20 protein-coding genes, 1 tRNA gene and 1 rRNA gene are annotated in these 24711 nt (G+C 38.4%); 20 read left to right on the plus strand and 2 right to left on the minus strand.

Annotated features, from left to right (window positions below):
- The first annotated feature begins 11 nt into the window (after positions 1–11).
- The 3 genes from rrf (at position 12) to EAF07_RS08735 (ending at position 869) form a co-directional block, all read left to right on the plus strand.
- A 5S ribosomal RNA gene (gene rrf, locus EAF07_RS08725) occupies positions 12–127 on the plus strand.
- A 5-nt stretch (positions 128–132) separates the two neighbouring features.
- Positions 133–205, plus strand: a tRNA-Asn gene (locus tag EAF07_RS08730).
- Positions 206–353: 148 nt separating this feature from the next.
- Positions 354–869, plus strand: coding sequence for a sigma-70 family RNA polymerase sigma factor (locus EAF07_RS08735; protein WP_183121689.1), 516 nt, complete (start codon positions 354–356; stop codon positions 867–869).
- A 28-nt stretch (positions 870–897) separates the two neighbouring features.
- On the opposite strand, the gene ntdP is transcribed toward EAF07_RS08735, so the two are convergent.
- Complete coding sequence (ntdP, locus tag EAF07_RS08740) at positions 898–1431, minus strand: nucleoside tri-diphosphate phosphatase (RefSeq protein ID WP_121836177.1); 534 nt, start codon at positions 1429–1431, stop codon at positions 898–900.
- An 80-nt stretch (positions 1432–1511) separates the two neighbouring features.
- Positions 1512–2288 carry a recombination regulator RecX gene (recX, locus tag EAF07_RS08745; protein WP_121836178.1) on the minus strand — a complete coding sequence of 259 codons (777 nt, stop codon included), beginning with the start codon at positions 2286–2288 and terminating at the stop codon, positions 1512–1514.
- Between the two features lie 72 nt (positions 2289–2360).
- Between recX and EAF07_RS08750 the strand changes: the two genes are divergently transcribed.
- The 17 genes from EAF07_RS08750 (at position 2361) to glgP (ending at position 24519) form a co-directional block, all read left to right on the plus strand.
- Complete coding sequence (locus tag EAF07_RS08750; RefSeq protein ID WP_121836179.1) at positions 2361–3305, plus strand: hypothetical protein; 945 nt, start codon at positions 2361–2363, stop codon at positions 3303–3305.
- Positions 3305–4657: a 23S rRNA (uracil(1939)-C(5))-methyltransferase RlmD gene (gene rlmD / locus EAF07_RS08755; RefSeq protein WP_121836180.1), complete on the plus strand. Its 1353-nt coding sequence runs from the start codon at positions 3305–3307 to the stop codon at positions 4655–4657. Before EAF07_RS08750 ends, rlmD begins: the two co-directional genes overlap by 1 nt.
- A 440-nt stretch (positions 4658–5097) precedes the next feature.
- Complete coding sequence (locus EAF07_RS08765; protein WP_121836182.1) at positions 5098–5220, plus strand: teichoic acid D-Ala incorporation-associated protein DltX; 123 nt, start codon at positions 5098–5100, stop codon at positions 5218–5220.
- 14 nt (positions 5221–5234) lie between these two features.
- Positions 5235–6773 (plus strand): D-alanine--poly(phosphoribitol) ligase subunit DltA, encoded by a 1539-nt coding sequence (dltA, locus tag EAF07_RS08770; protein WP_121836183.1) that lies wholly within the window; start codon positions 5235–5237, stop codon positions 6771–6773.
- Complete coding sequence (gene dltB, locus EAF07_RS08775) at positions 6770–8023, plus strand: D-alanyl-lipoteichoic acid biosynthesis protein DltB (RefSeq protein ID WP_121836184.1); 1254 nt, start codon at positions 6770–6772, stop codon at positions 8021–8023. The genes dltA and dltB overlap by 4 nt, the downstream gene beginning before the upstream one ends.
- A 91-nt stretch (positions 8024–8114) precedes the next feature.
- Entirely contained in the window at positions 8115–8354 is a 240-nt protein-coding gene (dltC, locus tag EAF07_RS08780) for a D-alanine--poly(phosphoribitol) ligase subunit DltC (RefSeq protein WP_121836185.1), read from the plus strand.
- Positions 8347–9612 (plus strand): D-alanyl-lipoteichoic acid biosynthesis protein DltD, encoded by a 1266-nt coding sequence (dltD, locus tag EAF07_RS08785; protein ID WP_121836186.1) that lies wholly within the window; start codon positions 8347–8349, stop codon positions 9610–9612. The genes dltC and dltD overlap by 8 nt, the downstream gene beginning before the upstream one ends.
- A gap of 713 nt (positions 9613–10325) precedes the next feature.
- Positions 10326–11585, plus strand: coding sequence for a UDP-N-acetylglucosamine 1-carboxyvinyltransferase (locus EAF07_RS08790; protein ID WP_121836187.1), 1260 nt, complete (start codon positions 10326–10328; stop codon positions 11583–11585).
- Positions 11586–11953: 368 nt separating this feature from the next.
- Positions 11954–13240, plus strand: a complete 1287-nt coding sequence (locus EAF07_RS08795; protein WP_121836188.1) for an alpha-amylase family glycosyl hydrolase — start codon at positions 11954–11956, stop codon at positions 13238–13240.
- A 131-nt stretch (positions 13241–13371) separates the two neighbouring features.
- Entirely contained in the window at positions 13372–14634 is a 1263-nt protein-coding gene (locus EAF07_RS08800; protein ID WP_121836189.1) for an extracellular solute-binding protein, read from the plus strand.
- 117 nt (positions 14635–14751) lie between these two features.
- A complete protein-coding gene (locus EAF07_RS08805) occupies positions 14752–16485 on the plus strand; it encodes a glycoside hydrolase family 13 protein (protein WP_121836190.1) in 1734 nt (577 codons plus the stop codon).
- Positions 16469–17773 carry a carbohydrate ABC transporter permease gene (locus EAF07_RS08810; protein ID WP_121836191.1) on the plus strand — a complete coding sequence of 435 codons (1305 nt, stop codon included), beginning with the start codon at positions 16469–16471 and terminating at the stop codon, positions 17771–17773. The genes EAF07_RS08805 and EAF07_RS08810 overlap by 17 nt, the downstream gene beginning before the upstream one ends.
- A complete protein-coding gene (locus tag EAF07_RS08815; protein WP_121836192.1) occupies positions 17774–18631 on the plus strand; it encodes a sugar ABC transporter permease in 858 nt (285 codons plus the stop codon).
- A gap of 48 nt (positions 18632–18679) precedes the next feature.
- Complete coding sequence (locus EAF07_RS08820; RefSeq protein WP_121836193.1) at positions 18680–19495, plus strand: DUF1189 family protein; 816 nt, start codon at positions 18680–18682, stop codon at positions 19493–19495.
- A gap of 82 nt (positions 19496–19577) precedes the next feature.
- Positions 19578–20594, plus strand: a complete 1017-nt coding sequence (locus tag EAF07_RS08825) for a LacI family DNA-binding transcriptional regulator (protein WP_121836194.1) — start codon at positions 19578–19580, stop codon at positions 20592–20594.
- Positions 20595–20694: 100 nt separating this feature from the next.
- On the plus strand, positions 20695–22215 hold the full coding sequence (gene malQ / locus EAF07_RS08830) for a 4-alpha-glucanotransferase (protein ID WP_121836195.1): 1521 nt from the start codon (positions 20695–20697) through the stop codon (positions 22213–22215).
- Positions 22216–22254: 39 nt separating this feature from the next.
- Positions 22255–24519 (plus strand): glycogen/starch/alpha-glucan family phosphorylase, encoded by a 2265-nt coding sequence (gene glgP / locus EAF07_RS08835; protein WP_121836196.1) that lies wholly within the window; start codon positions 22255–22257, stop codon positions 24517–24519.
- The last annotated feature ends 192 nt before the right edge of the window (positions 24520–24711 follow it).

Below are 24711 nucleotides of genomic sequence, written 5' to 3' on the forward strand. Positions count from 1 at the left end.
CCAAGAAGAAGTTAAGTGACGATAGCCTAGGAGATACACCTGTACCCATGCCGAACACAGCAGTTAAGTCCTAGAACGCCGGAAGTAGTTGGGGGGTGCCCCCTGTGAGATAGGGTAGTTGCTTAGCTTTAATCCGCCATAGCTCAGTTGGTAGAGCGCATGACTGTTAATCATGATGTCACAGGTTCGAGCCCTGTTGGCGGAGTATAATATGTGTTAGAAACGTTGATTCATCAGTGTTTCTTTTTCATTTGTTCAACTTTTTAAGCTACTAGAGCATGACATTTGTGTCATGTTCTTTTTTGTTTATTAGGGATAAACTATAACCATAACTAAATTATGGGGGTATTGTTATGGAAGCAATATTAGATTTTGAAGGGCTTTATCAGAAAGTTCGTCCGATTGTGTTGAAACTGAGACAGTTTTATTTTATTAAGATATGGGAGCCTGAGGATTGGGATCAGGAGGGTATGATTACCTTATATCAGTTATTGGAGAAGGAGCCAGATCTAGTTTTCAATACTAGAAAAATGTGTGTTTATTTTAAGACGAAATTTTCAAACCGTGTCAAGGATGAGATTCGAAAGCAAGAGAGTATAAAGAGAGCTTTTGACCGAATGGTTTATGATGAGATTGGAGAAGTGGCTCATTCGGTATCGGATAATGGGCTAGATGTGGCGGAGATGGTAGCCTATAGGGAGGCTATTGGAGAGTTGTGTCAGGAATTGACAGTAGAGGAAAAAGGTTATCTGGACTATTTGATGAGTGGTGAGTGTTTTAGGGGGAAACGTGCTTTTCAGAGAAAGGTAAGGGCGAAGTTAGGAAGATTAGGTTGGGGAATGGATTATTGCTGGTTAAGAGCGCATTAAAAAAGCACTCTAATGAGTGCGGACAACTTTAACGATTCTTTAGTTCAAGATAACGTTTGTACCAAATGTTGATATAGGCAGGTGAGAAGGGACCTTTCTCATTATTAATCCAGTCCACTAGAATTTTGACATTTTCTTTTAAGATAAAGTCAAGGTCTGGAGAGTAACCCATTTGTTTTTTATGAATTTCATACTCATCAACATCGAGCAATTTTTTTTCACCGTCTGTAAAAACTTTGACATCTAGATCATAATCGATGTATTTGAGTGCTTCTTCATCTAAAACGTGTGGACTAGCCATATTACAATAATAAGAAACGCCATTTTCTCGTATCATGGCAATGATATTAAACCAGTATTTCTTATGAAAATAGACGATAGCTGGTTCACGAGTGACCCAACGTCGTCCATCGTTTTCAGTGACTAGTGTGTGATCATTGACTCCAATAACTGCGTTTTCAGTTGTCTTTAGTACCATAGTATCGCGCCAAGTACGGTGCAAACTACCATCATGCTTATAACTTTGAATTGTAATAAAGTCGCCTTCCTTAGGTAATTTCATGGCAATCTTCTTTCTACAATTTGTTATCTATTATAGAATATCACAATTTATCAAAAAAATCACGGTTTTGGGCACACTATTTATAAAAAGTCACGTAAAGCCGAATAAATATCATCAAACTGATATCCTTTTCTGGCTAAGGCTTGAATAAGTCTTTGTTTTAACTCGTAACCGTCATATTTTTTGGATAATCGGCGGTGTTGTTTTTCGAGTTCTTTTAAGATGAGTTCGCTTTCTTGTTCTTCATCTTTTGTGATATCTAATGAGCTTAGTGCTGCTTTTGACTCAGGGTAAGAAAAGCCTTTATTGAGAAGAAACTGTAGAATTTTGTCAGTTAGGGCTTTTTGAGGGAGTTTTTGTTGATATTTTCGATAGAGCTTTTGAGCTATTTTTTCAGCTAATGGTGTGAAGTCAACTTCTTCAAAAAGAGGATCTAAGATGGTTTGAGGAATTCCTTTTTGGGTTAATTTTTGTTTGAGAAGATAAGCTCCTTTGTCACCTGAGACAAGGTTAGTATCAATAATTTGTTGAGTATAGCTTTTATCGTCAATCCATTTGTCATCTTTTAGATTTTTAATAACTTTTGGGATGATTTTGTCATCAATTTCGTGCTGGATGAGGTAATTTTTGACTTCTTTTTCCGTTCGTTTTTTAAAGGAAAGATGGTAAAGTGCCATATTTTTACCGTATGAGAACTGTGCAAACTCTTTGATTGCATTTAAGCTTTCAGATGTTAGTGTCATGCCTTTTGTCATCATAAAACGGACAATGGTATCTTCAGTGACATATAATGTTTCAGTCGAGTCTATTTCAACGAGATAGAGTCGTTTTTTCTTTTCAATTTTTGTGATTTTCATAGTTTGATTATACCAAAAATGGTAGAATAGAGGTTATAAAAGATGAGGTGTTTTACCAAAGAGGAGGTCATGATGGCTGATAACGATAAGATTGTGAATTTGAAGAAGTATCGAGCAGATAAGGAATTTGATGACGACTTGTTTGAAAATCTTTTAAATATGTCTGATGAAGAGATTGATGATTTTTATGACAGCATTGCATTTGGTGATGGGCTAAATGTGGATGGTCCAAGTGGGAAAGAACTTTTGGCAGAGATAAGGCGCTTAGAAGAGCTGGAAAGTGATGGCTATTTGGCTTGGATGATGTCTTCTGAAAAATCGTGGCTAAATCTAGATGCTCGTCCTTATCTTTCTCTTAAGATGGATTTAGCTGTGCTTTATAAGCAGAATGGTCTCTACCAGAAGGCTCTTGAGCACGTCATGCAAATGTTTCGTGAAGATCCCAATGATTCTTTAGGATGTCGTTATGAAATTTTGGCTTTATACATTCTTAAGTCGGATTATACGATGGCGGATGCTTTTTTCAGAAGTCGGAAAGAGCATGAGCTGGATGCGATGATGGCCATTCCAATGCTTGTTTCTGCCATTTTGTCTGGTGCTGATAAGCAAGCGGGTGTTTTAATTGAACAGTTGTGTAATCAGGTTGATGGCTTTTTTGAATTTTGCCTTTTGGAAGCATTTCCTATGGCTCGTGTGCTGGATGCGGGAACTGTGGAATTCTATGAAGCAAATAGTAACAATAGCCTTTATATTTCTTTGTATAGCATTTTACCATTATTGTTGACGACTTCAGCTTATATCCAGGCTTATCTGAATGATTATTTTTCTGATGATGCGGTTTATTTAGAGGACTTTGGTATTCTTAGTTCGGCTCAATTATTAAGCTTGAATGATTATGATATAAAAACAGCAACAGATATTCAACATTATTCAGAAGAAGAGCTACTGACTATTCCAAAAATTGGTAAGGTAACGCTCAAAAAATTAAAAGAAGCGGGAGTGGTGTTTAAAAAGTGATGACTCTACAAGTTAAACAACGTATTCCTTTAAAAATCAAACGGATGGGTATCAATGGTGAGGGCATAGGCTTTTATAAGAAGACCTTGGTATTTGTGCCTGGTGCGCTCAAGGGTGAAGAAGTGTTTTGTCAAATTGTTTCGGTGAAGCGTAACTTTGTCGAAGCTAGGCTATTGACCATCAACAAAAAATCAAAATTTCGTGTTGAGCCTTCCTGTGCTATCTATGAGGAATGTGGCGGTTGTCAATTGATGCATTTGCGTTATGACAAGCAGTTGGAGTTTAAAGATGATATTATCAAGCAGGCTTTGACTAAATTTAAGCCGTTAGGTTTTGAGAATTATGAGATTCGTCATACTTTGGGGATGGAAAAACCTGAATACTATCGTGCGAAGTTGCAATTTCAGACCCGTGCATTTGGGGGTTCTGTTAAGGCCGGTTTATATGCTGAGGGAAGTCACCGCTTGGTCTCAATTGATGACTGTCTGGTACAGGATCAGGTGACGCAACAGATTATCAATCGTGTGGTTGAGTTGTTAGATAAATATAAGGTTCCAATCTATAATGAGCGTAAAATAGCTGGGATTCGGACTGTTATGGTCAGAAAGGCTGAAAAGACTGGACAGGTGCAGTTGATTTTTGTGACTAGTCGTGATGTTCGTCTAAATGAGGTGATTTTAGATTTAGTGGCAGATTTTCCACAAATTAAAACGGTAGCCTTAAACCTTAACAGTTCTAAAACGAGTGATATTTATGGTGATAAAACGGAAATTCTTTGGGGAGTTGATACCATTTCTGAAGAAGTTTTAGATTATGGCTTTAGGTTATCTCCTAGAGCATTTTACCAATTAAACCCTCAACAGACACAAGTCTTATATGGGCAAGCTGTGGCAGCCTTGGACGTTTCTGAAACGGATCACGTGATTGACGCTTACTGTGGTGTGGGTACGATTGGATTTGCTTTTGCGGATAAGGTAGCTAGTGTTCGAGGGATGGATATTATTCCTGAGGCTATTGCGGATGCGAAGCAGAACGCGAAAGCTATGGGATTTGAAAATACTCACTACGAGGCTGGGAAGGCTGAGGATATTATTCCTCGCTGGTATCGTGAGGGTTATCGTGCAGATGCTATTATTGTAGACCCTCCTCGTACAGGTTTAGATGAGAAATTATTAAAGACTATTTTAAACTACCAACCGGAGAAGATGGTTTACGTCTCATGTAATACATCAACTTTAGCCAGAGATTTAGTTCAGCTGGCTAAGGTCTATGATGTGAAATATATCCAATCTGTTGATATGTTTCCACATACCGCAAGGACCGAGGCTGTAGTGAAGCTAATCCGCAGATAGTTTCTGTTAGTTTATACGCGAGGACGGAAGTTGCCATGAGACTATAATGCGTGTGATAGCTATAGGAAATTTAATAACGTTTCTGAAAAGGAATGATAAGTTAGTGTATCTTGTTTTCAAAAGATATACAAAAATTAAATACGCGAGGCTGAAACAAGGTATCCAGTCTCGTCTTTTTATGGTAATAGCAATTTGGGCAGTGGTTGTAGGTAGGATGGTGAAAAAATTTATCATCTAGTTAGACATTTTCTGTTGCGATGTTGGTTTTGAACGTAAGTCTCATTTGATTTATGATATAATAGTTATTGGAACTGTTAATTTTGGACGAGGTTTAGTAATAAAAGCCCCTTATCAAGAATCCAAAAGGAACGATTCAGTTCGATAATTAAAGGCTTATTAGCTTGTGAAATGTTTTTTCCTCTGAAAAATAAGGAGAAGTGATGAAAAATTGTTACCGTTTTATAATTAGAACTCTTTTCTATGCGGTTATTATGTTAATTTTAATTTATTTGTTTAGTTATTTGGGGCAAAATCAAGGGAATTTTGTTTACAATGAATTTTAGAAAGGATGTGACGCATGATTCAGGATATGATTTTGCAACTTAACCATTGGGCTGAGGTTCAAGGTGATTATCCCGTTTATGATATTTTAGGAGAAAAGCACAGCTATCAGGAGTTGAAAGAAGATTCAGATGCTTTGGCAGCCTATATTGATTCGTTACAGTTAAAAGAAGGCTCACCGATAGTGGTATTTGGTGGTCATGAGTATGAGATGCTGGTGTGTTTTGTGGCTGCAACAAAGTCAGGGCACGCTTATATTCCTATTGATCAGCATACTGCGTTGGATAGAATTGAAGCCATTTTAACGATAGCTGAGCCTAGTTTGATATTATCTGTGGGAGATTTGCCGTTATCAGATGTTTCGGTGCCTCTTGTAAGTTTACAACAGTTACAGCAGATTTTTACTGAGAAAGTATCTTATGAGTTAAGTCATTCAGTCAAAGGAGATGATAATTACTATATTATCTTCACATCTGGAACAACAGGTGCTCCTAAAGGTGTGCAGATTTCTCATAAAAATCTGTTGAGTTTCACCAATTGGATGATTAGTTCAGAAGTTTTTGATGTGCCAGAGCGTCCACAAATGTTGGCCCAGCCACCATATTCATTCGATTTATCAGTGATGTACTGGGCGCCAACTTTGGCTAAGGGTGGAACCTTGTTTGCTCTACCGAAGACTTTAGTGACAGATTTTAGGCGTCTTTTTAGCACGATTTATGATCTTCCGATAGGTGTTTGGACGTCAACACCTTCCTTTGTTGATATGGCGCTGGCTTCTCATGACTTTAATGCTGAAACCTTGCCAGATTTATCACATTTTTATTTCTGTGGTGAAGAGCTGACGCTTAAAACGGCTCAAAAACTGCGTCAACGTTTTCCAAAGGCGCAGATTATCAATTCTTATGGTCCAACGGAAGCCACGGTTGCATTTTCAGCCTTGACCATTACTGATGACTTGCTAGAATTAGGTGAGCGTCTTCCAATTGGGTATGTTAAATCAGATTCCCCAGCCTTTATCATTGACGATGAGGGTAACGTTTTACCAGCAGGTGAACAGGGCGAAATTATTGTGACAGGCCCTGCTATCTCTAAGGGCTATCTGAATAATCCTGAGAAAACTGCGGAAGCTTTCTTTGAATTAAATGGTCAACCAGCTTATCATACGGGTGACTTGGGAGTGATGACTGAAGAGGGGCTATTGTATTACGGTGGTCGTTTAGATTTTCAGATTAAATTCAATGGATACCGAATTGAATTGGAAGATGTAGCTCAAAACTTGAATAAGTCTGACTTGATTGAATCAGCGGTAGCTGTACCACGCTACAATAAGGAACATAAGGTTCAGAATTTAATTGCCTTTGTCGTTCTAAAAGAGGGTGTCGCTCAGCAATTTGACAAAGAAATAGCCATTACAAAAGCGATTCGTGAAGGCTTAAAAGATGTGATGATGGATTATATGATGCCAACAAAATTCATTTATCGCGATAGTCTTCCTCTGACGCCAAATGGAAAAGTGAATCTGAAAGGACTCATCAATGAGGTGAATAAGGCATGAGTGATTTTCTGTTGAATTTACCTCATTTGGAAGTCTATGGGAATCCCCAGTATTTTGTTTATGTGATTTTGGGAGCTCTTCCTATTTTCATTGGTCTCTTTTTTAAAAAACGTTTCCCTATTTATGAGGCGGTCGTTAGCTTAGTTTTTATTGTACTCATGCTAACGGGGAAAGAGTTGTACCAGATTATCTCTCTGGTTATCTACACGATTTGGCAGGTCTTACTACTGATTTCTTACAAGTATTATTGTCGAAAGCCTCATCCGTCTTGGGTGTTTTACCTTTGGGTATTTTTGGCGATTTTCCCTTTAATGGTTGTTAAGATTAATCCTTTGATGCAAAAGGCAGAGCCGATGACCCTATTTGGATTTTTAGGGATTTCTTATCTGACCTTTCGTACAGTTGGGATGATTATGGAAATGCGAGATGGTGTTTTAAAAGATTTCACAGTCTGGCAATTATTACGCTTCCTTCTTTTCATGCCGACCTTTTCAAGTGGACCGATTGATCGTTTTAGACGCTTTAATGAAGAATATGAACAGATTCCTGATAGAAGTGTTTTGTTTGAAATGCTTGATCAGTCAGTTCGTTACTTGATGAAGGGATTTCTTTATAAATACATTTTAGCTTATGCCATTGGGCAACTCTTTCTGAATCCCTTGAAATCGGCTGCTTTGCTAGAAGGTGGCTTCTTTAATCTTCCGACTTTGGGCGTTATGTATGCTTATGGCCTGTATCTCTTCTTTGATTTTGCAGGATACAGCCTATTTGCTATAGCGATTTCAAATCTTTTTGGCATTAGAAGTCCACACAATTTTGACTTGCCTTTCAAATCACGTGATTTGAAGGAATTTTGGAATCGTTGGCACATGAGTTTGTCCTTTTGGTTTAGAGACTATGTCTTTATGCGATTAGTTAAAGTTATGCTTAAAAATAAGCTCTTTAACAGTCGAAATGTAACTTCGGGTGTGGCTTATCTTATGAATATGGTTCTGATGGGATTATGGCATGGGGTGACCTGGTATTATATTGCTTATGGTGTGTTTCATGGGTGTGGACTCATTGTTAATGATTGGTGGTTACGCCAAAAGAAAATGTGGAACAAAGAGCGCAAACAAAAGGGACAGAAACCACTGCCTGAAAATCAATGGATGCAAGCTTTGGGAATTTTTGTGACTTTTAATGTTGTCATGTTCTCTTTCCTTATTTTTTCAGGATTCTTAGATCAGTTGTGGTTCCCGAAACGTTAATGAGAGTCAGTGAAATTAACAAGAGCATTATTTACTAAGTCAAAGAAGTAAATGTTGTTTGTATTTTGTATTAAAGAAAAGGAGTTTTACAATGGATATTAAAACAGAAGTATTAGCGATTATCGACGATCTTTTTATGGAAGACGCCTCTGAAATCTTAGATGAGGATTTGTATGATGCAGGAATTCTCGATAGTTTGGGAACGGTTGAGTTAATTGTTAACTTGGAAGATCGTTTTGGAATTGTTGTTCCAGTATCAGAACTTGGTCGAGAAGATTGGAATACGGTTAATAAAATTGTTGCAGGAATAGAAGGGCTTCGCCATGATTAGACGCCTCTGGCAGATTTTAGGACCGGTCATCTGTGCAGTCTTTTTAGTTGTTGGATTGATTGGATGTTATCCAGAAGGGATTGCCTATTCGACAAAAACTGAAAAGCACGATGCTGTCGCTCTAAGCAAGTCTAATTTTAAAAGTAAGTACAAGAAATTACGTGCATTGACAGATCCTGAAACACGTTTTGTTCCCTTTATGGGTTCAAGTGAGTGGTTGCGATTTGACATCATGCACCCTTCAGTGATTGCAGAAGCCTATCAGCGTCCCTACACCCCTTATTTATTAGGGCAACGAGGTGCAGCATCATTGACACATTATTTTGCTAGTCAAGAGATTTCAGAGGCTTTTGAGGGGAAAAAGGCGATTTATTTTGTGTCGCCGCAGTGGTTTGTTAAAGAGGGGGCAAATGCTCATGCCTTTCAAAATTATCTAACAGCTGGACAGGTTGTATCCTTTTTACGCCAACAAAAAGACACAGAGTATGATCGTTATGTAGCCAAACGCTTATTATCACTTTATGCGGAAGTTCCTTTTAAAGACTATTTGCAAAAGGTGGCTGATGGGAAAAAGCTGGGAAAAAAAGAAACTCAAAACCTCGAATTTGAAAGTTATTTGCTGAGAAAAGAAGATCGCTTCTTCGGACAATTTTCAATTGATTTGGGGAACTATGCCAATGTTGTCAAACAAGCTGAGAAACTGCCGGAAGAATTTTCATATGACAAATTAGAAGCCTTAGCAATCGAAGAAGGTAAATCAGAGACTACCAATAATGAATTCGGAATTCGTAATGACTTTTACCGTTCTAAAATTGCGCGTCGCAAAAAGAAATTAAAAGGTAGTCAAAAAACATTTGATTATCGTGTCTCTCCAGAGTATCGCGATTTTCAAGTAATGCTTCACCAATTTGCAGAGACTGATACGGATGTTTTGTTTATTATTCCACCGGTCAATAGCAAGTGGGCTGAGTTCACTGGTTTGGACCAAGACATGTACCAACAAACAGTTGATAAAATCAAATACCAATTACAAAGTCAAGGATTTACGCATATCGCTGATTTTTCAAAAGAGGGAAATCAGGAGTTCTTCATGCAAGACACCATCCACATTGGATGGAAAGGGTGGCTTGAGATGGATAAGAGTGTCAATCCTTTCTTAACGAAAACGTCAGAAAAACCGAATTACCATCTTGATTCTCGTTTTCTGAGTAAAGATTGGGAAGATTATATCGGTGATCTGAAAACTTTTGACCGATAAGTATTGAGTGAAATAGAACATTTTAATAGCAAAAACAAAAAGATTTCATTTTGGAAGCATCAAAATGGAGTCTTTTTATATTGGGTGTGGCTAACGTTCCCATGAGGAATACAGCTTTTATACTCATCCAAAATCAAAATTTGCAGTTTAAGTAAAATCAAGTAGCAATGAATGGCTTGATTTACCAGAGTTTTTTTCGCTATAGTAGTATTCATATCGAGAGTTCACTCTCGATATGAACGGATTTTTGGGAGAACTACAGAAATTGAAAGTCAATTTCGTAGTAGTTCCCCCGCAAGGATGATTAGGTTGGACGCTGTCGAGTAGTCGACAAGTACATCCAATCATCTACTGCGATAGAGATAAGCTCAAATCTAGCAATGAAACTCCGTAGGAGGTTTTGATGTTGACTTTGTCAACTCTATTTCCCACCTCAAAAGGTTCCCCAAACCTTATCGACTGTGACGAACTCTGTTCGTCTTATTTCCCGCCTCCAAAGGTCTCCCAGACCTTTGGAGCGTCCGCACTTTTAAGAAAGAAGCAAAAAAGTAATTTTTGATTTTTGTTAAGTATTAGACTAAGACCACTTCGAAAGCTAAAGTGGAACTTACGTTGGGAAATTACCTTGTCGTGTTTTCATAACTGAAAATTTGTAAAATGTTATACAATATGGTAAAATTGTAGGGTTGAATTTTAGTCAGTGAAAGTTTATTATGCAAAAGATTATTATAAATGGTGGTAAGTCACTAAAAGGGGAAGTAGCGGTTTCTGGAGCGAAAAATTCAGTAGTCGCGCTAATTCCTGCCATTATTTTAGCAGATGGTATTGTGACACTTGATGGCGTACCTGCAATTAGTGATGTAGATGCCTTGATTGAGATTATTGAAATCATGGGTGGAAGTGTTAAACGTCATCAAGATAGCCTTGAAATTGATCCTCGTGGCGTTAAAGATATGCCGATGCCTTTTGGGAAAATTAACAGCCTACGAGCCTCCTATTATTTCTACGGAAGCCTTCTAGGTCGTTACGGTCAGGCTACTGTTGGGCTACCTGGTGGATGTGATTTAGGACCTCGTCCGATTGACTTACATCTAAAAGCCTTTGAAGCAATGGGAGCAAATGTTTCTTATGAAGCTGAAGCAATGCGCATTGCAACCAATGGCAAACCGCTTCACGGTGCTCATATCTATATGGACACAGTCAGTGTTGGTGCGACGATTAATACCATGATTGCAGCAGCTAAGGCGCAAGGTCGTACGGTTATTGAAAATGCTGCGCGTGAGCCAGAAATTATTGATGTGGCAACGCTTCTTAACAACATGGGCGCACATATCCGTGGTGCTGGTACAGATGTGATTACTATTGAAGGTGTAGAACATCTACATGGCACGCGTCATCAGGTGATTCCAGATCGTATCGAAGCTGGGACTTATATTGCTATGGCGGCAGCTATTGGTCAAGGTGTCAAAATCACGAATGTCCTTTATGAACATTTGGAAGCTTTCATCTCTAAACTTGAGGAGATGGGGGTACGCATGACTGTCAATGAGGATAGCATTTACGTTGAAGAACAAGGTCCTCTTGAGGCTGTTACGATTAAAACAGCCCCTTATCCAGGTTTTGCGACTGATTTGCAACAACCCATAACACCATTGTTGTTAAAATCTAAGGGCAGAGGAAAGATTATTGACACCATCTATGAAAAACGTGTCAACCACGTGCCTGAGATGGCTCGTATGGGAGCAGATATTCAGGTTCTTGGCGGACAAATTATCTATGAAGGCGGTAAGCAATTAACAGGAGCACCTGTTAAAGCTTCTGATCTTCGTGCAGGTGCTGCGCTTGTGACAATGGGGCTTATGGCTGAAGGAAGAACAGAAATTACCAATATTGAATTTATCCTACGTGGCTACTCAGATATTATTGAAAAATTAACTGCCTTAGGTGCAGATATCAAGATAGTGGAAGATTAAAGCAAGAGTCGAATGATTCTTGCTTTTTAAATGTCTTGGGGCTTTATCAGTAATACTCATTAATACCCATCAAAAATCAAAATTAGCAGTTTATAATTTCGAATGTCATTGATAAATCACCGAACGAAGTGAGGCTAAAATGTTTCTTTCGCTATAGTGGTATTCTTATTAGTGAAACTGTCCACTGGATGATTTCACCCCCCTTACGCTAAAACGTATCAGTTTCAGTGCAGAAAGTGCTAGTTGTGGCGACTGCGTCGCCCATAACTCTTTCAAAATGAAATAAGTATAAAAACAACAGAAACCGCTTGCGTAAAAATTGCATATTTGATAAACTAATGAAGAAAATGTATTAAGGAGGAATTGACGTGAAAAATACAGATATCAATTTACGTCAGGCGGTGATTTACTCGCTCTATGTTCGAAATTTTTCTGAAGAAGGAACCTTTGAAGCAGTTATTCCAGAATTGGATCGTATCAAGGCATTAGGAACTGATATTATCTGGTTTTTACCATTTTATCCAAATGGGGAAGTGGCAAGAAAAGGCTCAGCAGGGTCACCATATGCTATTAAAGATTATCGAGCGGTTGATGACCATTTTGGAACGCTGGAGGACTTTGAAAATCTGGTTGCAGAAATTCACGCACGTGGTATGAAAGTGATGATTGATATTGTCTACAATCATACATCCCCAGATTCGATTTTAGCTCAAGAGCATCCAGAATGGTTTTATCACAAACCAGATGGTTCATTTGGAAATCGTGTTGGTGATTGGTCGGACATTATTGATTTGGATTATGCGAATCACGATCTCTGGGATTATCAAATTGAGACCTTAAAACTTTGGGTTAATCGAGGTGTAGATGGTTTCCGCTGTGATGTCGCTCCGCTTATCCCATTAGCATTTTGGAAAGAGGCTCGTTATCAAGTTGAACAGATTAAATCAGATGTGATTTGGCTCTCAGAGAGCATTGAACCAGGCTTTATCAAGTATATGCGCAGTCAAGGTCTTACGGCGCTTAGCGATGGTGAGATTTTCCAAGCCTTTGATATGGCTTATGATTACGATGTTCGAGGGCTTTGGGTTGACTATCTGGAAGGAAAAATACCATTATCAGCCTATATAGACCGCTTAAACTTGCAAGAGGTCATATTCCCAGTTGACTATATCAAGCTTCGCAATCTTGAGAATCATGACAATCGCAGAGCAGCAGACTTGATTCCTAATAAATCTGACTTGTTGAATTGGACAGTATTTAATTACCTACAAAAGGGTGCAGTGCTTATCTATAATGGACAAGAGCGACAAGCCTTAACGATTCCAAGTTTGTTTGAAAAAGCTCCCATTGATTGGTCTGGGGAAGATATCTCTGAGGAGCTAACGAGATTAGCACAAATCAAAAAAATGATTTCACCACAATCAGAGTATCAGTTAGTAGCCGATGATACTAATGATGTTGTCCTCATCACACATCAGACAAATGAGCAAACGATTGTCGCTATTATTTCACTAAAAGGAAAAGAAACGGAAGTTTCAGTTGAAGTACCAGATGGAGCTTATGAGGATTTACTAAATGGGCAAAAAGTCACTATTATCAATGGAAAGATAACTGTTTCAGATAAAGCAATTATATTCTTAGTATCGATAAAATAGCCTGATTTTGAAAGCGCTAAAATATTTTTTAGAAAAAATCAAAAAAAAACAAACAGAAACCGTTTGCATTAAAAATAAAACTATGCTATACTAACATCATCAAAACAAAACCTATTACGGAGGACCCATTTATGGAATGGAATTGGAAAAAATTTGCCTTTGGTGCAGTAACATTGACTTCAGCAGTAACTTTAGCTGCTTGTGGCAATGGTTCTTCAAACAAGTCAGCTGATTCAGGTGAAGATTCTAAAAAATTAGTCGTATCTGTAGACACTGGCTACGTTGATTACATCAAATCAATTGAAGCAGATTTTGAAAAAGAAAATGGTGTAGATATTGAAGTTAAAGAAGAGGGAATGATTGATACCCTCGATAAACTCTCTACAGATGGACCAACAGGTGCAGCACCAGATGTGTTCATCGCTCCGTATGACCGTGTTGGTGGACTTGGAGCGGATGGTCAAATTGCAGAAGTAAAACTTGGTAATGAAGCTGAGTATGATGAAACTGCTAAAAAATTAGTTACTCTTGAAGGTAAAGTTTATGGAGCTCCCGCTGTTGTTGAAAGTTTAATCCTTTACTACAACAAAGACCTTATCAAGGAAGCACCAAAAACATTTGATGAGTTGATGGCTCTTCAAAAAGATGCGAAATATGCATTTGCTGGTGAAGAAGGTAAAGCAGTCGGATTCCTTGCCAACTGGACTAACTTCTACTATGCTTACGGTTTGACTGCTGGTTATGGTGGTTATGTCTTCGGTAAAGATGGTACTGACGCATCAGACCTCGGATTAGCAAATAAAGGGGCTGTTGAAGGTTTGACTTACGCTAAATCTTGGTATGACACTTGGCCACAAGGTATGCAAGATACAACTAAAGCCGGTGACTTTATTACAGAGCAATTTACAACTGGTAAAACAGCTGCAATCATCGATGGACCTTGGGCAGCAACGTCATTGACAGAAGCTGGCGTTAAATGGGGAGCAGCACAAATCCCAGCACTTGCTAACGGAGGTAAATATGAAGCCTTCGGTGGTGGTAAAGCATGGGTAGTTTCTAGCTACAGCAAAAACATGAAAGTAGCTCAAAAATTCTTGGATTATGTCACAAATGAAGCTAACCAATCAGCATTCTATGATGCGACACAAGAAATCCCTGCCAATGTTAAAGCACGTGAGTATGCAACTTCTAAAGGAAATGAATTAACAAGTGCTGTTATTGCTCAATTCGCAGATGCTCAACCAATGCCAAACATTCCACAAATGGCAGAAGTTTGGGAACCAGCAGCTACACTTTTCTTCGATGTTGCATCTGGTAACAAAAAACCAGAAGAAGCAGCTAAAGAAGCTGTATCTACGATTAAAGAAGCTATCGAACAAAAATATTCTGAATAATGAACATGTCAAAAGCTGATTCAGAACATTTCTGATCAGCTTTTTATCTCTTTGTCTCAGCTCATGTGACAGAGAGATAAGAAGCTAAGGCTATGGCATTTAGAAAAGGAACACATCATGAATAGAGCGGCTATTTTTCATGAGCCAGATTCACGTTATTGTTTTGCAATTTCAAATGATACTTTGGTTCTTCGTTTGCGTTTAGCCAAAGAGGATAAAGAAGCAGAGATTGAGCTAGTTTATGGCATGAAATACAATTATCACAATCATCAAAAACGGATTAAAATGCCGTTTGTTGGTTGTGACCATCTTCATGCTTATTATGAAATTTGCCTCCCTTTAGAGGATGTTCGGCTAGCTTATATTTTTCATATTAAGTATGGCGAAGAATGTTTCTATTATAGTGAGGGCGGTTTTTTCGACAGTTATGATTTTGACCTAGGTTATCAGACCTATTTCCAGATGCCCTATATCAATGCGATTGATGTTCACCGTCCAGTGGAATGGATGAGTCAGGGGACTTTCTACCAAATCTTTATTGATCGCTTTGCGCGTGGTGATTTTGAAAAAGACGATAGCTACATTGATATGGATTGGTTTGCAAAACCTACCTCTCGTAGCTTCGCTGGTGGTGACTTAGCAGGTGTTTGTCAGAAACTTGATTACCTTGAAGATTTAGGAATTACCGCTATTTATCTGACACCGATTTTCAAATCACTTAGTAATCATAAGTATGATATTAGTGATTATTATGCGATTGATCCGCAATTTGGAGATCAGATTTCTCTGAAAAACTTGATAAAAGAAGCACATCTCAGAGGCATAAAAGTTGTTTTGGATGCTGTTTTTAACCATTCAAGCTACCTTTTACCTGAGTTTCAAGACATTTTAAAACACGGTCGGAAATCTAAATATTATGAGTGGTTCATGATTAATGGGGATTTTCCAACAAGGAAACCACTAAATTATGAGACCTTTGCAACCGTTTCAGAGATGCCAAAATGGAACACTTCAAATCCAGAAGTTCAGGACTATCTTCTTGAGATTGCAGCTTATTGGATTAGGGAGTATCAAATTGATGGCTGGAGATTAGATGTTTCAGATGAAATTTCTCATGATTTTTGGAGGCGATTTAGAAAAATTGTAAAAGAACTGAATCCTGATGCGGTTATCATTGGAGAAAACTGGCATGACGCATACCCCTATCTCAGAGGTGACCAGTTTGATAGTATCATGAACTACGCTTTCTCAAAAGCTGTCTTAGACTACGTTTCAAAAGATGATTTTGACAGTCAAGTCTTAATTGAGACATTGACGAATTTGAGGATGCGCAATACATGGCAAGTTAATCAGATGAATTTGAATCTTCTTGATTCGCATGACACTCATCGTTTTTTAACACAAGTAAATGGGGATAAAGATAAGCTCTTATTGGCAGTGGCGATTCTTCTAGCATTTGAGGGCAGTCCATGTATCTATTATGGTACAGAGATAGCCATGAGTGGTGGTTATGATCCTGATTGTCGCAGAGGCTTTGACTGGGAAAAAGCAGGGGTAGCTAATCCTTTCTGGGTGACAATGCGAAGTCTTATCAATAGTCGTAAATACGAAGAGTGCTTACACAAGGGCAATACGCGATTATTGAGCAAAGAAGGTACCTTTATCATCCGCAGAGAGCTAGGCGATACTGTGGTAGAATTACGAGTCAATGACAGCAAGCAACCACAGGTTTTACCACAAGGAGAAGTCTTAGCTAGTCACCTACTAGAACAGCATGATCTTATGCCTAAGGGCTTTGCTTTATTGAAATATTCAAAAAGAAAGGAGTTGACCTATGAAAACGTCAACTGAACACAAAAATCCAAAACTAGCCATGCTTTTGGGGCTGATTCCAGGATTGGGACAGTTTTATAATGGGCAAAAAAGTAAAGCACTATTGCTTTTCTTGGTCTTTGTTTTGGAAATAATTGAATGGGTCGTTTTTGGGGCGTCTGCTCTAATTGGATTGGTGACTTTGGGAGATACACCGATAGTGGATCACTCTCTGTTCATGCTTATCCAAGGATCAATGCAATTGATTATGACCTTAGTTATGGTGTTAATTCATTCAGCAAGTATGCATGATGCTAAATCAACTGCAGAGCGCTTGAACAATGGTGAAAAGGTTCCAATGACGTTTAAAGAAACCTTTAACAGTCTTTATGAAAATGGTTTTCCTTATCTTCTCATCATTCCAGCATATCTAGCAATGGCTTTTGCAATTGTCTTTCCAGTTGTTGTAACCCTATTTATTGCATTTACAAATTATGATTTTCGTCATATTCCGCCTCAAAAATTATTAGACTGGGTTGGGGGCAAAAATTTTGTCAATATGGTGCAATTGAGCACGTTCCGTAAGGCGTTTGGTTCAGTTCTTTCATGGACCTTCATTTGGACCTTCGCAGCTTCAACGCTTCAAATCGTTATCGGTGTTGCTACTGCGATTATTGCCAACCAAAACTTTATCAAATTCAAACGTCTGTTTGGTGTTATTTTCCTATTACCTTGGGCGGTACCTGCCTTTATCTCAATCATGAGTTTTGGTAATTTCTTCAATGACTCAATCGGTGCCATGAATGTTCAAGTGCTACCATTTATTGAAAAATTGTTACCATTCCTTGATTTTGGCATTGTACCGTGGAAGACTGATGCCACCTTTACAAAGATTGCCGTTATCATGGTACAAGGTTGGTTAGGTTTCCCATATATCTATGTTTTGGTATCGGGAATTTTACAATCTATTCCTGCTGATTTGTATGAGGCAGCAACAGTAGATGGTGCAACGGCTTGGCAAAAATTCCGTCAAATTACCTTACCAATGATTTTAGCAGTTGCAGCACCAACTTTTATTTCACAGTACACCTTTAACTTTAACAACTTCTCTATCATTTACCTATTCAACAATGGTGGACCAGGATCTGTAGGTGGTGGTGCTGGTGCGACAGATATTTTGATTTCATGGATTTACAAATTAACAACACAAACGTCACCACAATTCTCAATGGCATCAGCAGTTACCTTGGTGATTTCTCTAATTGTTATCTCAGTATCCTTGATTAGCTTTAAAAAATTCAATGCTTTTGATATGGGGGATAAATAAATGGCTAAACCTCGTGTAAATAGTTCACTAAAAATGAAACGCTTTTGGACACAATTTTGGACCTATGCTTACTTGGTGCTACTGACAATCGTTATCCTATTTCCTCTAATGGTAACAGTCAGCTCAGCTTTTAGGTCTGGAAATGTGACATCCTTCACTCTGAATTTAAGTCAAGAATGGGGACTACAAAACTTTCATCGTCTCTTCACAGAAACGCTTTATGTTAAATGGTATATGAATACCCTTATCGTAGCTGCTTTTACGATGCTTATTCAGGTAACGGTCATTACCTTGACAGGATACGCTTACAGCCGTTATAATTTTATTGGACGCAAAAAGAGTTTGATGTTTTTCTTGATTGTCCAAATGGTACCAACAATGGCAGCTCTAACAGCTTACTTTGTTATGGCTTGGCTCTTTAATGCTCTTAACCAATATTGGTTCTTGATTCTCATCTATGTTGGTGGTGGTATTCCGATGAATGCTTGGCTGATGAAAGGCTACTTTGATACCGTACCATATGATCTTGATGAATCAGCGAAGCTAGATGGTGCAGGGCACTTCCGAATTTTTTATCAAATCGTGTTACCATTGGTACGACCAATGTTGGCGGTCCAAGCGCTTTGGGCATTTATGGGACCATTTGGTGACTTTATGTTAGCGAAATTCTTGCTACGCTCACCAGAATACTATACCGTAGCAGTTGGACTTCAAACCTTTATTTCAGATGCTAAAAATCAAAAAGTAACCTTATTCGCTGCAGGGGCAATTCTGATTGCCGTTCCGATTTCAGTATTATTCTTCTTCCTACAAAAGAACTTTGTATCAGGCTTAACTAATGGTGGTACTAAGGGATAAGTTATTGGGAAGAGCTGCGAGTCCACTTGATGAAAGGAGTTTTGATCAATGCCCTTCCCTTTTTCTTATTTTGCTCAAATCATGGCACCTCGTAGGATTTTTGCCAGTCGAAAATCCTATAAATGGTGGCAGATTGTCATTAGTCTTGTCTTTTTAAATAGTCTGATTTTAATGCCAGTTTCTCTGCATTATGCTAGCTTAAAGACCTATGACATGGAGAGAATCGTTTCAAAAGGTTTAAATGCTGTGACAGATGAGACTTATCAGGCCTTGCAAGTGGGGCAAATTTCAGAAAATCAATTTACTGGAGAACCTGTATCAATTGAAGGAACTGATGCTGTTGTTTCGGTTTTGCCAACAAAAGCAGAGCAGCAAAAAATAGCGACAAGTGGTAAGTATGGCTTAGTATTGACCAGAGATAAGTGGATTTTCACCTATCCAAATGGACATAGTCTAGAAGCGCTTATATCAGGTCAACAAGATTTATCAACGTTAAAAACTAAGAGAGATGTTCGAGACTTTATCAATCAACAATGGTTTGTAAGTCATAAGGCCGATGTGTTTTTATTTCTCATTCTAGTTTACACAGCATTTCTCTATGTCGGTTCTATCTTGTTGTTAGTAGCAGGTTCAGCGACCTTATATCTGACACGAAAAGCTGGAATATTTGATTTAAAAACCTTAAAAGAGTGCTTTGGGCTCTTGTTAAATTGTATGGGATTACCAAGTTTTCTTGCCATCATTATGGCTTGTTTAGGCTTAGTTGACAATCCTATTTTATTGATGAATGTCCAAATTTTTGGTAGTATTTTGATGATGATGCTTGTTTTGTATCGAACTGGTTTTAAAGACTATAAAAAATAAATGAATAATATCAGCTAGGAACTGTGTACTAAAATGTGTCACGGTTCCTTTAGTAATTTTAATCTCTGGATGGAGGGAAATAATGGTTACCATAAAAGATGTAGCAGAGCGCGCAGGCGTTAATGCTTCTACCGTAAGCCGTGCTTTAAAGGATAGTTCAACCATTTCGCAAAAAACAAAAGATAAAGTTAAAAAAGCGATGCAAGAATTGGGGTATGTGCCTAACGTGGCTGCCAAAATGCTGGCAAGTGGATTGACACACGCTGTTGGTGTCATTTTTCCTCCGCTGTCAAATGAAGAGCGTGTCACCCACCCCTTCTTTATGGAGATTTTAACGGTTATCAATGATGAGGCTAAAAAACGTGATTTTACCGTCTCAATTGCGACAGGTGGAAGTGTTGAAGAATTAAAAGAGCAGGTGCAACTCATGTATCGTCAACGTTTAGTTGATGGCTTTATTGTTCTTTACTCAGAAAGTCATGACCCTGTTCGTCATTACCTAATGGAAAATAATATTCCTTTTGTCATTGTTGGGCAACCGGAAGAATTTGAAAATGAAGTGACGTTTGTGGATAATGACAATCAGCTCATGTCAAAAACAGCGGTTGATTATTTGAATCAACGTGGTCATGAAAATATCCTTTTTGTGACAGATGATCTTCAGAGCGAGATTTTTTCTGAGCGCTATATCGGTTATTTAAAAGGCGTTAATAAGCTTGGATTAAAGAGTAGCGAAGCGATTTTATTTGACCGTACAGATGCGGAATCACTGCAACTATTTATCGAAACAATCCAAGAAAACTCAATTACAGCTTTGATTGTTATTGATGATATGCTCGCTTTGAGAGTGATGCAGTTTCTATCATTTTATGGCATTAAAGTGCCAGATGATGCCTCTATTGTTTCCTTCAATAACTCAGTCTATGCTAAGATTATGCATCCTTACTTAACTACATTTGATATCAATGTCAAAAGCTTGGGACGTTCTAGTCTGATGCGTTTACTAGATATGGTTGAAAAACGGATGTTACATACAGAGCGCGTGATCATTCCTTTTCTTTTAAAAGAAAGAGAAACGGTTAGAAATTTATTAAAATAAGGTAAAAATCTGGGGGAACTCAGATTTTTTTAAATTTTTGCTTGACTTACGCAAACGCTTGCGCTATTATAGTTATATAATATCGCAGGAGGAATTCCGTATGAAGAAACGTTTAAGTGGTGTCTTGATGTCAGTAACATCTCTTCCAGGTAATCAAGGAATTGGTACTTTCGGTCAAGCAGCTTACCAATTTGTAGATTTTTTAAAAGAAACCAAACAGACTTACTGGCAGATTTTACCGTTAACAACAACAAGTTATGGGGACTCTCCTTATCAATCCTTTTCTGCCATTGCTGGAAATCCCCATCTGATTGATTTGGATTTATTAGCGCAAGCGGGCTATTTAGATAGAGCAGCTTATGAGAATATCAACTTTGGTGATAATCCAGAAGAAGTGGATTATGCTCGTATCTATGAAGCACGTCGTCCAGTTTTAGAACAAGCGGTTTCTGGATTTTTAGCAAGTGAAAATGGCCAGGCTCTCTTAGCCTCTTTTGAACAAGCAGAGCAGTCATGGTTATCTGATTTTGCTGAGTTTATGGCAATCAAAGAACACTTTGGCAATCGAGCGCTTCAAGAATGGGATGACTTAGCGATTGTTGAGCGTCAGCCCGAGGCACTTGAAACTTATCGTCAGCGATTAGCAGATCAAATCACTTATTTTAAAGTGACACAATATTTCTTCTTCCAACAGTGGACAGCGCTTAAATCTTATGCTAATGAGCAAGGGATTCAAATCATTGGCGATATGCCAATTTACGTGTCAGCTGATAGTGTGGAAGTTTGGACCATGCCTGAGCTCTTTAAAGTAAGTGCTGATAAGAAACCAATTTTTATCGCAGGATGTCCCCCAGATGATTTTTCAGATGTAGGCCAACTTTGGGGGAACCCAATCTATGCCTGGGATAAACATGCAGAGACTGACTTTGCATGGTGGGTTTACCGTATCAAAGAAAGTTTCAAAATTTATGACTTACTTCGTATTGACCATTTTAAAGGCTTCTCAGATTATTGGGAAATTCCTGAAGGATCAGAGACAGCTAAACCAGGTCAATGGGTTTCTGGACCGGGAGTTGCCTTGTTCGACGCTGTAAAAAGGGAACTTGGTGACTTGCCAATCATTGCTGAAAACCTCGGCTATATTGATGAAAAAGCTGAAAAGTTATTAGCAGATACAGCTTTCCCAGGTATGAAAATCATGGAATTTGGTCTTTTTGATACGACTGGTCAAAGCTTTGACCTTCCACATTTTTACACGTCAAACACCATTGCCTATACAGGTACTCACGACAACGAAGTGGTCAATGGCTGGTATGACAATTTGTCAGAAGAACAACAGCATTTTGTAGATAAATACCTTCACCGCATAGCAGATGAGCCAATCACACAGGCAATGTTGCGCACGCTTTATGCAACAGTTAGTGACGTTGCGATTGCCTGTATGCAAGATGTTTTGGATAAAGGTGCTGAATCTCGGACCAACACTCCAAATACTGTCGGTGGAAACTGGCAATGGCGTATGCTTGCAGAAGATTTAACACCTGAACGTAAAGCATTTTTAACTGATATTACAGAGCTTTATGCTCGTACCCCTGATGAACAAAGAAAGGATGACATGTAGGCTTATTGATTCAAATAAGCTAGCATAAAAATAAGAATGATGACTGGTACATTTACGAATTATCTTGAAACAAAAGGACACGTTTTAGCTCAAATGAGCAATGAGGAAATCTATGTAGCGCTTTTGAATTTTGTCAAAGAAGCTGCTGCAAGCAAAGGAAAAAACACAGCAAAACGTAAAGTTTACTACATTTCAGCTGAATTTTTGATTGGTAAACTTTTATCAAATAACTTGATTAACCTAGGTATCTACAAAGATGTCAAAGAAGAGTTGGCACAAGCTGGAAAATCAATTGCAGAAATTGAAGATGTAGAGCCAGAACCATCACTTGGTAACGGTGGTCTTGGACGTTTGGCATCATGCTTTATTGACTCTATCTCTAGCTTAGCAATCAATGGTGAAGGTGTGGGCCTTAACTATCACTGTGGTTTGTTCAAACAAGTCTTTAAACAAAACCAACAAGAAGCAGAGGCAAACTTCTGGATTGAAAATGATTCATGGCTGGTTCCAACAGATATTTCTTACGATGTGCCTTTCAAAGATTTCACATTGAAATCACGTTTGGACCGTATTGATGTCCTTGGTTACAAAAAAGAGACTAAGAACTACCTTAACCTTTTTGACATTGATGGACTTGACTACGGTCTCATTAAAGATGGGATTTCATTTGATAAGACTGAAATTCAGAAAAACCTTACCCTTTTCCTTTACCCAGATGATTCTGACAAAAATGGTGAATTGCTCCGCATTTACCAACAATATTTCATGGTGTCAAACGCTGCACAGCTCTTGATTGATGAAGCGATTGAGCGTGGTTCAAACCTTCACGACCTTCATGAGTATGCTTATGTACAAATCAACGACACTCACCCATCAATGGTGATTCCAGAGTTGATTCGTCTTTTGACTGAAAAGCACGGCTTTGACTTTGAAGAAGCGGTGTCAGTCGTTTCAAAAATGGTTGGTTACACCAACCACACCATCCTTGCAGAAGCTTTGGAAAAATGGCCACTTGACTACCTCAATGAAGTGGTGCCACACTTGGTAACCATCATTGAAAAATTGGACGCCATGATTGCCCAAAAAGTGCCAGATGTAGCCCTACACATCATTGACGAAAATTACCGAGTTCACATGGCACACATGGACATTCACTTTGCAACGTCAGTCAATGGTGTAGCTGCCCTTCACACAGAAATCCTCAAAAACTCTGAACTTAAAGGCTTCTATGACCTTTACCCAGAAAAATTCAACAACAAAACGAACGGAATCACTTTCCGCCGTTGGTTAGAATTTGCCAACCAAGATTTAGCTGATTACATCAAAGGACTTATTGGCGATGAGTATTTGACGGAGGCTACTAAACTTGAAAAACTCTTGGCTTTTGCGGATGACAAAGCGGTGCACGCGAAGTTAGCAGAAATCAAACACGCTAATAAATTGTCTTTGAAACGTTATTTGAAAGAAAATAAAGGCATTGAGCTTGATGAAAATTCAATCATCGATACACAAATCAAACGTTTCCACGAGTACAAACGCCAACAAATGAATGCCCTTTATGTGATTCATAAATACTTGGAAATCAAACGTGGCAACCTTCCAAAACGCAAAATCACAGTTATCTTTGGTGGTAAAGCTGCGCCAGCTTATACCATTGCCCAAGACATTATCCACCTTATCCTTTGCTTGTCAGAATTAATTAACAACGACCCAGAAGTAAGCCCATACCTCAATGTTCACCTTGTGGAAAACTACAATGTTACCGTAGCTGAAAAACTCATTCCAGCCACAGATATCTCTGAGCAAATTTCTCTTGCGTCAAAAGAAGCGTCTGGAACTGGGAACATGAAATTCATGCTAAATGGTGCCCTTACCCTTGGGACTATGGACGGTGCCAATGTGGAAATTGCAGAGTTAGCAGGCGCTGAAAACATCTACACATTCGGTAAAGACTCAGATACCATTATTGACCTTTATGCAACAAGTGGTTACGTTTCTAAACACTACTATGATGAACACCCAGTTATCAAAGAGGCAGTTAACTTCATTATTGATCCAAAACTTCTTAATTTAGGAAATGAAGAACGCTTAGAGCGTCTCTACCTAGAATTGCTCAATAAAGACTGGTTCATGACCTTGATTGACTTAGAAGAATATATCGCAGTTAAGGAACAAATGCTTTCTGACTATGAAGATCAAACCGCTTGGATGACAAAAGTCATTAAAAACATTGCCAAAGCAGGTTTCTTCTCATCTGACCGTACCATCGAACAGTACAACGAAGACATCTGGCACTCACACTAAAAAGCAGCCCTTGTGGCTGTTTTTTTATATATTAGAAACAGTCGTATCGCCCTTCGGAAATGCTCAGAACACCTAGAATATTAATATAACATTAAGAATATTTAGCCAACATTAAGATAACCCAATCTTTAGGCAAAATCGTTGAAATCCTATTGAAATAATGGCTAAAGCTATTAAACTAGATAATAAAGG

The sequence above is a fragment of the Streptococcus hillyeri genome (assembly GCF_003686955.1).
Classification (GTDB): Bacteria; Bacillota; Bacilli; order Lactobacillales; family Streptococcaceae; genus Streptococcus; species Streptococcus hillyeri.